This is a genomic window from Mongoliibacter ruber, assembly GCF_003003005.1.
Taxonomy (GTDB): Bacteria; Bacteroidota; Bacteroidia; order Cytophagales; family Cyclobacteriaceae; genus Mongoliibacter; species Mongoliibacter ruber.
This window is the reverse complement of sequence record NZ_PVTR01000001.1, coordinates 181,863-194,625: the sequence shown is the minus strand read 5'-3', so window position 1 is coordinate 194,625 and position 12,763 is coordinate 181,863. Positions and strand designations below refer to the sequence as shown.

Annotated in this window: 9 protein-coding genes; 3 read left to right on the top strand and 6 right to left on the bottom strand. The window is 37.8% G+C overall.

The annotated features are described in order from the left end of the window. Positions 1-8: 8 nt before the first annotated feature. Entirely contained in the window at positions 9-2,420 is a 2,412-nt protein-coding gene (gene tamL / locus CLW00_RS00810; RefSeq protein ID WP_106131748.1) for a translocation and assembly module lipoprotein TamL, read from the bottom strand. A 17-nt stretch (positions 2,421-2,437) separates the two neighbouring features. Between tamL and CLW00_RS00805 the strand changes: the two genes are divergently transcribed. Both CLW00_RS00805 and CLW00_RS00800 read left to right on the top strand, forming a co-directional pair. Continuing rightward, a complete protein-coding gene (locus CLW00_RS00805) occupies positions 2,438-3,184 on the top strand; it encodes an RNA methyltransferase (RefSeq protein WP_106131747.1) in 747 nt (248 codons plus the stop codon). A gap of 17 nt (positions 3,185-3,201) precedes the next feature. Beyond that, entirely contained in the window at positions 3,202-4,197 is a 996-nt protein-coding gene (locus tag CLW00_RS00800; RefSeq protein WP_106131746.1) for a bile acid:sodium symporter family protein, read from the top strand. Here the strand turns inward: CLW00_RS00800 and CLW00_RS00795 are convergent, their stop codons facing one another. From CLW00_RS00795 to CLW00_RS00775, 5 genes are all read right to left on the bottom strand, one after another. Beyond that, positions 4,198-5,193 carry a bestrophin family protein gene (locus tag CLW00_RS00795; protein WP_170073153.1) on the bottom strand — a complete coding sequence of 332 codons (996 nt, stop codon included), beginning with the start codon at positions 5,191-5,193 and terminating at the stop codon, positions 4,198-4,200. A 131-nt stretch (positions 5,194-5,324) separates the two neighbouring features. Further along, positions 5,325-6,908, bottom strand: a complete 1,584-nt coding sequence (locus tag CLW00_RS00790; RefSeq protein WP_106131745.1) for a PKD domain-containing protein — start codon at positions 6,906-6,908, stop codon at positions 5,325-5,327. Between the two features lie 457 nt (positions 6,909-7,365). After that, complete coding sequence (locus CLW00_RS00785) at positions 7,366-7,920, bottom strand: GNAT family protein (protein ID WP_106131744.1); 555 nt, start codon at positions 7,918-7,920, stop codon at positions 7,366-7,368. Between the two features lie 15 nt (positions 7,921-7,935). After that, the gene (locus tag CLW00_RS00780; RefSeq protein ID WP_106131743.1) at positions 7,936-9,291 is read right to left on the bottom strand and encodes a sensor histidine kinase; all 1,356 of its coding nucleotides are present in this window, start codon (positions 9,289-9,291) and stop codon (positions 7,936-7,938) included. Continuing rightward, positions 9,281-10,669 carry a sigma-54-dependent transcriptional regulator gene (locus CLW00_RS00775; RefSeq protein ID WP_106131742.1) on the bottom strand — a complete coding sequence of 463 codons (1,389 nt, stop codon included), beginning with the start codon at positions 10,667-10,669 and terminating at the stop codon, positions 9,281-9,283. The genes CLW00_RS00780 and CLW00_RS00775 overlap by 11 nt, the downstream gene beginning before the upstream one ends. Positions 10,670-11,169: 500 nt before the next feature. On the opposite strand from CLW00_RS00775, the gene CLW00_RS00770 reads away from it, so the two are divergent. Next, on the top strand, positions 11,170-12,420 hold the full coding sequence (locus CLW00_RS00770; RefSeq protein ID WP_106131741.1) for an efflux RND transporter periplasmic adaptor subunit: 1,251 nt from the start codon (positions 11,170-11,172) through the stop codon (positions 12,418-12,420). Positions 12,421-12,763: the final 343 nt, after the last annotated feature.

The following is a 12,763-nucleotide window of genomic DNA, read 5'->3' as shown; positions in this document are numbered from 1 at the left end:
ATTAATCATTAAAATGGATAACCTATTCCTATGTTGAATACAGTCTGACCCCTTTCTCCCAAAAATCTATTGAAGAAATTACCAAGAATAAACCGCTCTCCTTGTGGTCTAGCTGGATCGAGTGCTTTTACACCCATGTCCAATCTAAGCACAAGAAAATCAAAGTCCATCCTTAACCCGAGACCAGTGCCAACTGCAATTTCATTATAAAATCTGTTGAATTCAAAATTAGCTCCAGGTCTTGTGGGATCTTCTGCAAACGTCCAACTATTACCAATATCCACAAAAAACGCACCATCAAAGTACCCATAGAGTTTTGACCTTAATTCAAACATTCCTTCGAATAGTATTTCCCCAGGTTGCTCAAAGCGGTAATCAAAACTCCCATCTTCCAACAAATCAGGGGTATATGATCCAGGTCCAAGTCGCCGAGGTTGCCAAGCCCGTATACCTGTGCTACCTCCGGCAAAAAAATATTTTTCATATGGTAATACCCCGTCACTGACACCATAAGGTTTGGCCATACCCAAATTCAACCTGTAGGCAAAGGTGTGTTGTCTATTGATAGGAATATACCTTCTAAAATCAGCCTGAAATTTGAGAAACTGGAAATATGCCAGGCTCCTGTCATCCACAAAATCTCTATTGAGGAAATTCAAAGATGTGCCGCCACTTTCCATGAACAGTCTAAGTAATGAAGCCCTATTGCGACTAAATGCCCCATATTGATTAAAATTGATAATCACTTGGCCAGAAATACTGCTGACATAGGAGGGGAGAAAAGAGTTGATCAAATTATTGCCTTGATTTTGTAAATCTTCAAGTATTTCTCTGAAATCTCCACTCAAGTTGGACCTTATAAAGTTAGCATCCACAGCATTGAATGTGTATTGTTGTCTAAGATCTCTTGTATTCCAATTGTAAGACAAAATACCATTGATACTTTCCCTGATGTATTCTGGCCTGTTCACATAATTGTAACCAATCAGAGTTCTTGTTCTAGGATTGTAGCGACCAAACTTGTCTAAAGTACTTACAAATGGCACCAAAAATTGTGGAAAGATAACAGATCCAGAGGTGTTGAGTTCCCTACTTCGGAACACACCGCCTTCACCAGTGGCAGAAACCACACCTTCAAGTCCCGCTCTAAAAAAGAATTCAAAAATCTCAGCTCCTCTAAAGAGATTTCTGTTTCTTAAGGAATGGCTAAAAAATGGTCCTGGCAATTGTTCTGTGATGCTTGCTCCCAATTGATTGGTAACTTGATATTTTTGGTTGGGTTGGGTAAATATCTTTGGCCTTAATGTATTCCCTATGGTGTCAAACGCAATATTTACAAATCGGAACAAGTCAAGATTGGCCAATTGTCTTTGTGATTCTATAACATCATTCCTACTGTAAAGACCTCCTTTTTTCAAAAATATCCTAGAAGCAATAATCTTTTCAGAGTACTTGTCATCGTATAACTCAAAGTTGATATCCCTATATCGCGTCTTAATACTATTGTCTATAAACTCATTAGAAGGGGGGTCAATATTGAAATACACAGAATCCAAACGATAGACCTGATGATTATCGGCATAGACAGGCTTTCTGATAAGCTGCTCTATTTGTACAGTCTTATCCAAAGTGTCTTTGTATACATTATATTCTATGTAGGAGCGTGTGAATGTAAAATATCCGTTTTCTTTCATCAAGTCTTCGACACGCTGTCTTTCTTGTGAAATTACCCCCTGATCGTAATTATTTCCAGCTTTGATATTGGTTTTTCTATCATGTTGAATGAGTAATTCATAGATTTTTTGATCATCTGATCTTGTAAAAAAAGTATCGATTTTATAGGGGCTTCCTTCGGTCACTAAATATGTCACTTTGGCTTTTTTACCGGATTTCTCGACCTCATAATCTGTTTCAGCATCAAAAAAACCATTATTAAAGAGGTAAAAAGTAATTTGTCTTTTGCTGTCTTCGGTAAGCGTACTGTCATATACAACGGGAGGATTTCCTGTCCTCATGAAAAAATTCCCGAATTCCAGCTTCTTTTCAATGCTGGCAAGATTATCAGTGATTTTGGCTAACCTTCTACCTTGTTTGTTGGATAGGTTGGAAGTGTCCTGAATGGCATAAAGGGTCTCTTGTTCAAGTTTGAGCCTATGCTGCCTGTTGATGTGTTTGACACTGTCAAAGGTCCATTCACCAAATCTATAAATGGCAACCCCTACAGAGGCATTGATCAATGGAATCCTCGTATTTGGGGTTTGCCTGATCAGGTTTTGCAATTCCGTTTTATCGCTCTCTTTTACACCTTTGGTGCTTACATCGTAAAGCAAGTATTGCCCTTCTTTCAGTCCTTTTGTCAAAGAACAGGCAGAAAATAAAAACAGCAGAAAAAGAAAGTTTATATATTTGGCTTTATTCACTATTTGGCAATTACCGAATGTTAAGCAAAAATACGCTTAAGTTTATTAAATCCTTACAACAGAAAAAATTCCGGAAGCTGGAACATGCTTTTTTTGTGGAAGGAAGTAAAAACGTAACGGAACTTCTGCAATCTGATTATGAAAGTACACATTTGATTTATACCGAACGGTATTATCAGGATCATTTTGCGTTGGTAGATAATTTTCGAGGGGAATCCTATTTGGTAAGTCAGAAAATCCTGGAATCAGCTGGTGCTTTCAAGACAAATGACAGTGCTTTGGCTGTAGCTAAAACAAAAGCTAACGATACTTTGGAAGTGGGAAGCGATGAGTGGGTGATAGCCTTGGATGATGTGAGAGACCCGGGGAACTTGGGGACTATTATCCGTATTGCTGATTGGTATGGCATCCGGAAAATCATCCTTTCTGAAGAATCAGCAGACTTTTATAATCCCAAGGTTTTACAATCCAGCATGGGGAGTTTCACCAGAGCCCAGGTTTGGTACACTTCACTCAATGATTTTATCCAAAAATCAGTGAATCCAGTATATGGAGCCTTCTTGAATGGCACGACTATTTATCAGACTCCTTTTGCAAAAGGGGGAATCTTATTGATGGGTAATGAATCAAAGGGGATATCAGCTGGCCTTGAACCTTTGGTAACCCACAAAGTGACTATTCCAAGAGTAGGGCAGGCAGAATCATTGAATGTTGCCATTGCTACCGCTATATTTTGCGATAATATCATCCGATCCAATAGCTAATTTGCGAGAAGACTAAAATGGGTAGATTAAAACAAACGCTTTCCCGTGCAGGCTTAAATTCATTTTTCCTCCTACTGATCGGAATGATTTTGCTAGCAAGGCTAATTCCAGAATGGGGTACAGCGTCAAGTCCTTTGCCTCTTAAAACTATTACCGGGGCCGGGATTTCTATTATTTTCTTTTTTTATGGTGTAAAGCTCAGCCCTCAAAAACTCGTAAAAGGACTCTCCAATTGGAAACTACATTTACTTATTCAGGCTACTACCTTTTTGATCTTCCCTTTGCTGGTTTTGGTACTATATGCCATTTGGGGGGAAGAAGGAAATTATTTGTGGTTGGGGACCTTTTACTTGGCGGCATTGCCTTCCACTGTGTCTTCTTCGGTTGTCATGGTTTCTATAGCCAGAGGAAATCTTCCCGCGGCAATTTTCAATGCCAGTATTTCAAGTATGGTAGGAATCTTCATTACACCGGTTTGGATGGAAGTATTGCTCCCTGATACTGCTGTAAGTTTTGACCTTACAGATACATTCATCAAGTTGAGTTTGCAGGTACTTTTTCCGGTCCTGATAGGTTTATTGCTTCACAAGTATCTTATCAGCTTTGTCAATAAGTTTCAAAGAAGTCTCAAAAACTTTGATCAGGCGATAATACTCCTGATAGTATTCACAGCTTTTGCCGAATCTTTTGCCGAGGATATGTTTATGGGATACTCAGTGTTGGAATTGGTTAGGTTGGGAGCATTGATGTTACTATTCTTTTTCGTGATGATGGCTTTGATGTATTGGTTTTCCAAAATGCTACATTTTTCAAGAGCAGATACCATCGCTGTTGTGTTTTGCGGAAGTAAAAAATCCTTGGTACAAGGCGCTGTAATGGGTCGGGTAATGTTTCCGGACCCAACTGTTTTTGGAATAATCCTCTTACCGCTTATGATTTACCATGCGCTACAATTATTGGCAGGTTCTGCAATTGCTCAAAAACTTGGAAATCAAACAGAAACCAAAGCGTGATTACATCAAAAATCCGTTTTCTACAGGATATGGCTCAGGAATATCATTGTCACCCAACATTTCCCTTAGATCTATTTCTATTGTTCTAGTGATAGAAGCTATGGGTATATCATTGTATGATGCCTCAAAAGGGTTTTCTGAATAATCACCTATTCTGTCCATCAAAAAGAAAACCCAGATGATCAAACCAGAAAATGGAATTGTCAACCAGGCATGTAATGCCGAAGATTCTTCGAATAAACTCAACAAACCAAATGGAATCAAAGAACAAAAAACATATGTCATCCATAGGGCAGTAGATGCATATTGCCTGGGCAAAGGGAAGTTTTTGATCCTTTCGCATTTACCTTGGTTATCATAGTGTTTTCCAATAAGTTGATGTAACCAAACTTGCTTATAATCAGAGATGATGCCATCTGTTTTAAGTTTCTGTATCGCTTTGGACTGTTCATGCAACAGTTGAGTAGCAAAATTTGATTTTATTGAAAGTTTATCAAACTCCTCTTTGCTAATATATTGAAGCACTTCCGGTTTGTAACCAGATTTGAATTCAGCTACAAAAGTAGGAGCAAAGGTAAGTTTATAAGGATCTTCATTGTGCTCCCAGCTTCGTTTTGCCCTAAGTGAATACTTTAAGGAAATCAACCATGCCAGATGCCTGTAGACCAACTCTTTTTTCACACGAGATAGATCTTCCTGATTTTCACCATCCAAAAGACTCAACACACCTGTAGCGAAGGTTCTGCTATCATTAACAATGGCTCCCCAGATTTTACGGGCTTCCCAAGTTCGGTCGTAGGAACTGTTGTTTTTGAAGCCAAGATAAAAAGCAACAGCAATACCAATCACTGAAATAGGTTGCCAGGGTAGGGTAAAGGGGATGGATGTCAGTTCATAAATAATTATGATAATCGTTGAGTACAAAAGCCCGAGATAAAGTGATTTTCTTGACCAACGTACAGTCATCCCAAGACTGTAATATCTTTTTACATACATAATTGAAAAATTTGAAGTCAAAATAAGAGGGCAAATCTTATATTCCAACTCTTTAATTGATAAAAATTAATATTGGGAAAACATATCCATTCCAAATCATAAAGGTGAAAAAACCTAAAATGGCTAGAAAACTATTTTTTCATAACCTTAATGTTCTGATGGATACCCTCACCTCTCAGTTGTAAAATGATCACACCTTTAGGAAAAGGCCGAATAAGATCCCCTAATTCAATAAACTGACCTTGTACAATCATTTCTTTATTCACAAAATAATTGGCAGAAAACAAGCTTACAGTGATTTCCTTGTTATGTAATGCTCTATGGTTATGCAAGCGTAAAGTCAGCTTTTCTCCGGTAGTGGGATTAGGGTAGGTATTGAAATGTACGGCTTCTTCTGAGGCTTCAATTACGATGGAAACCAAATCAGAAAAGACATCTATTTCATTGTTGACTATATAATTAATCCTATAATATATTCTTCCCCCTTGAGAAGGAAGTTCGGTGTCAACATGTGAATACCATATGGGATTGTCAGAAAACCCGGAACTTTTAATTTCCGCAACATTGTAAAAATCTAAATCAGGATTATCAGCACGCTCGATTTGAAATACACCTGGGTCACCCTCAGTTTCGGTAAACCAATCCAAACTTACGCCAGCTTGATCCTCTTTAAGCGTGACCTCAAGCCCTCCCCATCGGCTAAATAATATGGTGGCTATATCAATAAATGTTTCTACAAATCCTGGACAACCTTGAGAATCAGTTACAGATACCTCGTAATTACCAAAAGGCAGGTTATCAATCAAGTAAGTATTATCAACACCTGTAACTGTACCTGAAATACCCTCTGGATCGGTACTGATCCATTCCACGGTGTAAGGTCCTGTGCCTCCGGAAGGCTGAACCAATATTGAACCAGTACTTTCATTAATCCGGGTAGGAGTTACCTCAATTTCTATTTCTATGGCAGGAATAGTAATTGTTTTGGTGATAGTATTAGTAATATCATCTGCATCTGTGACAGACAAAGTGACTTCATAACTGTCAATTCCTGGGAAAGTAAAAGTAGGATTAGCTTCTATAGAGGTCCCATACCCATCAAAATTCCAAGCATAGGTGTATGGAGGTTTTCCTCCAATTGTTTGATTGATAAAGTCAACAGTAGGATTACATGTTTCTGCGTCAAAGTCAAGATTTGGAACTACGGGAATTTCAGCTTCAATATCATCGGGACTGGCAAAACACTGCGCTGATTTATTCGTGTCTTCTGTTATTTGATTACAAGTGTTTCCTTCGTTACCATTCGTAAACCACCTAACTAATAAGCCATTTAAGGTTACTTTATCACCCCAATTCCATGTTAAATCTGAAGCAAATATTGCTGTGCCAAATTGTGGATTTACTAATTCAGATAAACATGCTCTTTGTCTACCAGAAACTGGAGTTTCATTAATCAATATGTTAAAAAATGCAACTGTTGAATAAGCATTTCCTGAGTTGCTTCCACCGAGTATTACATATAGAGTACCAGAAACTTCTTCCCCAAGTTGATAGTCATCGGCAGATGTAAAAGGATTTCCATTTACATCCCTAAGTTCAAATCTTTCTACAGTAACATTATTCTGATTACAATTCTGCGCAAACAATATTGAGGCATTCAGAAAAAATCCGAAAACTAAGAGCAAGCAGCGGTATATGTATGATTGGGTTTTCATCACACTTTGGAATCAGTATGTTTAGAAAAGCAGCATTTGGGGTGATCCAACTTGACTGTTTATCACCTTAAAAATAGTAATAGTAAACAAGATAATAATGCAAATTATAAGTTATTTTCTACTGGTATTATTAAAGAATTACTTAAAATTGTATAAAATACCTTTTTGTAAACTAGAGCAACAAAAAACTGAGTTCAAACGGTGAAGTTTGCTGGATGATTTTTCAAAATATTTTTGGGGACTTTACAGGCTAATTTCTTCTTTCAAGCAGATTTCACAAAAAATACGATACATGAGAGTAACAAATGATTGATTTCCTATTTGTTACTTTGTCAAGTCTCAATTTTTATTGAAGAAAAATAAGTAAACAAATACATTAGAACATGATTTGGTTATTGAAGATTACGTAACAGCTAGTCTTCTTTCCAGACCCTAAAAAATGACAGTGAGGGGTATATCAAGACCAATCCCAAAGAACAATGCTCCAATTTTCCGGAAGTTCATCTGTAAATTGATGGATTTCCTTGAAACCAATCCTTTGATGAGCCCTTAATGACCTTTGATTTCTAGTGGCAATTTCAGTGATTGCAAATTGAAAATTTATTTCATGGGTTTTTCTATAAAAAGCATAAGCCATATCCAGCAATCCCTTACCTCTATAGTCAATATCTACGCAAACCTGACCTATTACTACATATTCATAATCAGACACTTTATGACCATTATATAGAATTTGATTGAATTGCTCAAACATCGGTTTGAGTACAGGTATGTCTTCCTTGCTTTCCGGAGTCATAGCCAATATGTAAGCCACTACTTTAGAGCCATCCTTGACTATAATGTGAGGGGCAATCTCATTCATTTTTTTCAAATCCACTAATCTATGTTTGACTGTCACAAAGCCGTCGGCAATAGAAGACAAAGAAGCTGCATGATTGGCTTTTTGAAGCTCTAAAATTCCCTTAAGCTCTTCCTCAGTATCGGAGGTTTTAATGGCGAGTGCTTTGTTCATAAAGTCATTAAAAGATCATCCAAATCTAAGTGTAAAAATTGTTTTTTCACCCAATTTTGAATCTACTTCCAAACTCCCTTTGTGCAAATTCATAATTTGTCGAGAAATGGCAAGTCCTATACCACTACCGGTCTTTTTGGTGGTGAAAAATGGGACAAAAATCCTATCCACTGCTTCAGGGACGATACCTTCTCCATAATCAATAACCTGAATAAAAGGGACAGTCTGACTATCATTACCAGCATAGATCCTGATCTCTCTCGTTTTTGCAAGCTCCATTGCCTCTTTTGCATTTTTTATCAAGTTGATCAATATCATCTGTATCAAATCTTGATCGGCCAATATTTTGAGGTCCTCAGGATGAATTTGAGGGATGATTTTGATATTTGCTTTTTGCATTTCCTCTTTGAGCAATACACAGATATTTTCGATGAGGTTTTTGACTTCGAATTTTTTCAATACCGGTTGGGGAATGTTGGTGTAGTCTCTGTAAGCATTTACAAAATAGACTAGACCGGAACTTCTTTTTGAAATGGTCTCCAATCCCTCTGAAAGGTCCAAAAAGCTATCTTTTTCCAAATGCAAAGTTCCGTCTTCGTTTTCTTTTGTGTCTTCTTCCAGAATGATTCCCAGTGAATTTGCCAAACTGGCTATAGGGGTCATCGAATTCATGATTTCATGTCTCAACACTTTGGTAAGGTTTTGCCAAGCTTCCAATTCATTGCGCTGCAACTCAGATTTGATGTTCTGAAATGATAACAAAGTCCAACTATTGCCTTCCATCTTGAATGCAGCAGATTGCACATTGAGGTGTAGTTCCGAATTGATTTTCAAAGAGAATATGCCGCCTGGCTTTAGGGCCAGTACTTTTTTCAATAAATCCACTGAAAGTTTTCCAAGGTCATGGATATCCTTGAATTGCGGGATTTGTAATAATTGTTTGGCAGCCCCATTGATCACACCGATTTTACCATTACTATCAAAGGAAATTATACCAGTATTGATGTGCTGAATCATGATCTGGAGAAACAACATTTGCTCCTCTTTTTCAGCCCTTGTCTTCTTAAATGCATCTATCACTTCATTGAATGACATATTCATTTCTTTAAATGAAGTGCCTAGTTTACTGTCTTTGGTAAAGGAGGAAGAAAAATCAGAGTAGCGTATAGATTCTAAAAACCTTGTGATTTTTTTATTTGTAGTGGTTGCGTAGGAAATCAAATTGAAAGTCAAAAACAGGACAATGAGCAAGAACATAAGTCCCTGAACAAGGTTGTATGCCTGTAGGAAAAAGTAAATACTCAGATAGGCAATTCCTATAATGGCGCTGACTCTCCAAATGATACCAAAAGCAAACGTTTTATAACCCATACCGCTCTAACCTTCTATAAAGTGATGACCTTGTGAGCCCAAGTTCTTCCGCAGCCCGGGTTATATGCCCATTGTGCTTTTGTAATGCCTTTCTGATGAGAATTTTTTCTACATCCTCTATGTTCAGGTGGTCCAAGCTTACCATTTCCTCCTGTTTTTCAGGAGCCAATTGCTTTTGCATAAAAAGATCCTCAGGTTGCAATACTGAATGAGAAGTCATGATAACTGCTCTTTCTATACTATGCTGCAATTCTCGGATATTTCCTGGCCAATGGTACTTTTGCATCCTTTTGATTAAGGCTTCGCCTGCTTTGCGAATTTCTTTGTTGTATTTTTTTGAATACAATTCAATAAAATGATTGGCCAGTAAAGGAATGTCTTCCATTCGGTCTCTGAGAGAAGGTAGGGTGACTTCTATGGTATTGATTCGGTACAACAGATCTTGCCGAAATGAATTGTCATATACCATTGTATGAATGGGCATATTGGTTGCTGAAATCAACCTGATATTGACTGGAATAGCCTTATTGGCACCTACTCGGGTCACTTCTCTATTTTGTAGCGCCGCCAACAATTTGGATTGTAGCGCCAAAGGCAGGTTTCCGATTTCATCCAAGAACAAGGTCCCTTTATTGGCTTGTTCAAACCTTCCCGCTCGATCTTCCTTGGCATCTGTAAATGAGCCCCTTTTGTGGCCAAATAGTTCTGACTCAAACAGAGTGCTGGTAATTGACCCAAGGTCAACGCCGACAAAAGCCTCTCTATGTCGTTTGGAGTTTCTGTGTATAGCCCTTGCAATCAATTCTTTACCTGTTCCATTTTCACCTAAAATCAACACATTGGCATCGGTACCCGCCACCCTTTCTATAGTTTCAAACACTTTAACCATAGCTGGACTTTGACCAATGATATCTTTGTATTTGCTATCGATATCCTGATAAAGTTGTTGTTGTTGGTTTTTGAGCTGTGATACTTCAAGTTTAGATTGTCGCAATTGTAATGCTGAATTTAGGGTGGCTAGCAGTTTTTCATTTTCCCAAGGTTTGAGAACAAAATCAGTGGCGCCTTCTTTTATCGCTTTTACTGCTGTATTCACATCTCCATAGGCTGTAATCAAAACCACAACTGCTGATGAGTCTAATTCCAATATTCTATCCAACCAGTAGAAACCTTCCTGGCCACTGCTCACATCCTTGGTGAAGTTCATGTCAAGGAGGATGACATCATACTGCTCATTGACTATCAACACGGGCAGTAAACCTGGATTGGTTTCGGTATCTACTTGCCCAAAGTGCCTTTTGAGAAAAATTTTAGCAGCTTTAAGTAGATCCTCATTGTCATCAACAATTAAAATTTTACCTGATTTTTGTTCTTTCATGGGAGTGGTTTAAAGAATGTGGAGATACGAGATTAGAGACAAGAAGCAAGACAAAAGATACAAGACCCAAATCGGCTTTACCAATATTCTTGCACCTCGCAAATACCTGGTAATTATTGCTGGTCATGAATCTGATCTTTTATATTAATACTAAATATCGATTGCTGAATATCGTTTAATTAAGTCATCCGAATTCGTATGGCGTCAATCATAAATCTCTTTTTAATAGCCAAAACTTGTACCGTTTTGATACAAGTTATAGATGAACTCTCAAAATCCCTCAAATGAGTACTTAGAAGCATTTTTATCTTTTTTTATACCGTAGGGATTAAATTAGAACCTGTATTGCTACATGTCATTTTTGGTCGCTGGCGGACAAACTTGTTCGGAAAATTATGACATTTTTTGGCATGAGAGCCCGAATGACCTAAAAAAGGCTGTTTTGTGCATGGCATATATATTGGAAAATAAGTATCAGAAGAAAATTGAGTCAATCAACAATGGATAGAAAAATTAAGAAGAAGACTTGGACACCCAAATTAATTGCTCTCGTTACAGCGGGAGTATTATTGGTAGGTTTTATTGTGTACCAATTGGGTTTTGCAGATGCCAGGTCGACCATGAATGTCAATATGGAGAGGATTACCATCTCAACTGTCAAAGAGGGTGAGTTTACAGATTACATTCCTGTAAGTGGCAATATAGAACCTGGTGAAACATTCTACTTGGATGCCCTTGAAGGAGGAAACATCCAAAAAATTGTCCGTGAATCAGGAGCATTTGTGGAAGCGGGTGATACCATCCTTTTATTGGCTAACTCCAAACTTCAATTGGAAGTCATGGAAAGGGAATCGGGACTTTATTTTCAGATCAATAACCTCAGGCAGGTGAGGCTTCAACTAGATCAAAACGACCTAAATCAACAAGCACAATTGGCAGAAATTGATTACCAAATCAGCTTATTGAAACCTCAGTATGAGCGTTTCAAGGAATTGTTTGAAAAAAAACTGGTATCTGAGAGGGAGTTTGAGGAAGTAAAGGAGCAATATGAATACAATGTAAAAAGAAGAAAACTGACCTATGAGGCCTACAGAAATGATTCTATGTCAAGAGGTATTCAGAAAAAGCAACTTTCTGATTCAGAAAGGAGAATGAATCAATCTCTGGATGGGGTAGGACACATTTTGGATAACCTTGCTGTCAAAGCACCCATCACGGGTCAATTGGCCACAGAACAGATTGAAGTAGGGCAATCCATTATTCCCGGGCAGCGCTACGGTCAGATTGATATTCTCGATAAATTTAAGGTAAGGGTACAGATTGATGAGCTTTATCTGCCAAGAGTGGGCACAGGCTTGAAAGGAACATTCAACTTTTCGGGGTCCTCTTATGAGTTGGAGATTGGGAAAATATACCCAAATGTGACATCAGGCAGATTTGAAGTAGACATGTTTTTCACCGACGAAGTACCTACAGGCATCAGGCGGGGTCAGACAGTCCGGATAAGATTGGAGCTGGGCGAAAGCGAACAAGCCGTTTTACTGCCGACCGGAGGATTTTACAAGGATACAGGTGGAAACTGGGTTTTTGTCGTCAACCAATCTACAGCTAAAGCAGAAAGGAGAAATATCAGGTTAGGAAGGAAAAACCCTGAGTTCTACGAAGTGATAGAAGGACTTGGAGTAGGAGAAAAAGTGATAGTCAGCGGATATGAAAACTTTGGCAAAAATGAAGTACTTAATTTGAAGTAAGTTGGAAGTGGGGAGTTTGAAGAAGGAAGTGATTTTAGATCAACCAGCAATTCAGTTATAATTTGATGATAAGTTATTCCTGAAAATAAACGATTAAGATTAACCTGTTTATATTTTCATAATAGTGGTTTATGTAAATTAGGTTTCAATCTATTTACTATTTAAACCATAGAAAACATGAAATTTAAATTTGAGAAACTAACCTTAAATAAATAGTATTTTAGAAATTATTAGTCAATCCTCAGACTTCGGACTTCTAACTTCGGACTTCCCACATCAAGCAACTTTAAGAAAAAAAGCATCTAATAAACAAAACAACATAACTATCTCAATACAAACATCA

What these genes read in the sequence shown, in the direction of transcription:
- CLW00_RS00805 (WP_106131747.1), top strand. Translation starts at nt 2,438, where the DNA reads ATGTTAAGCAAAAATACGCTTAAGTTTATTAAATCCTTACAACAGAAA.
- CLW00_RS00800 (WP_106131746.1), top strand. Translation starts at nt 3,202, where the DNA reads ATGGGTAGATTAAAACAAACGCTTTCCCGTGCAGGCTTAAATTCATTT.
- CLW00_RS00795 (WP_170073153.1), bottom strand. Translation starts at nt 5,193, where the DNA reads ATGTATGTAAAAAGATATTACAGTCTTGGGATGACTGTACGTTGGTCA.
- CLW00_RS00790 (WP_106131745.1), bottom strand. Translation starts at nt 6,908, where the DNA reads ATGAAAACCCAATCATACATATACCGCTGCTTGCTCTTAGTTTTCGGA.
- CLW00_RS00785 (WP_106131744.1), bottom strand. Translation starts at nt 7,920, where the DNA reads ATGAACAAAGCACTCGCCATTAAAACCTCCGATACTGAGGAAGAGCTT.
- CLW00_RS00780 (WP_106131743.1), bottom strand. Translation starts at nt 9,291, where the DNA reads ATGGGTTATAAAACGTTTGCTTTTGGTATCATTTGGAGAGTCAGCGCC.
- CLW00_RS00775 (WP_106131742.1), bottom strand. Translation starts at nt 10,669, where the DNA reads ATGAAAGAACAAAAATCAGGTAAAATTTTAATTGTTGATGACAATGAG.
- CLW00_RS00770 (WP_106131741.1), top strand. Translation starts at nt 11,170, where the DNA reads ATGGATAGAAAAATTAAGAAGAAGACTTGGACACCCAAATTAATTGCT.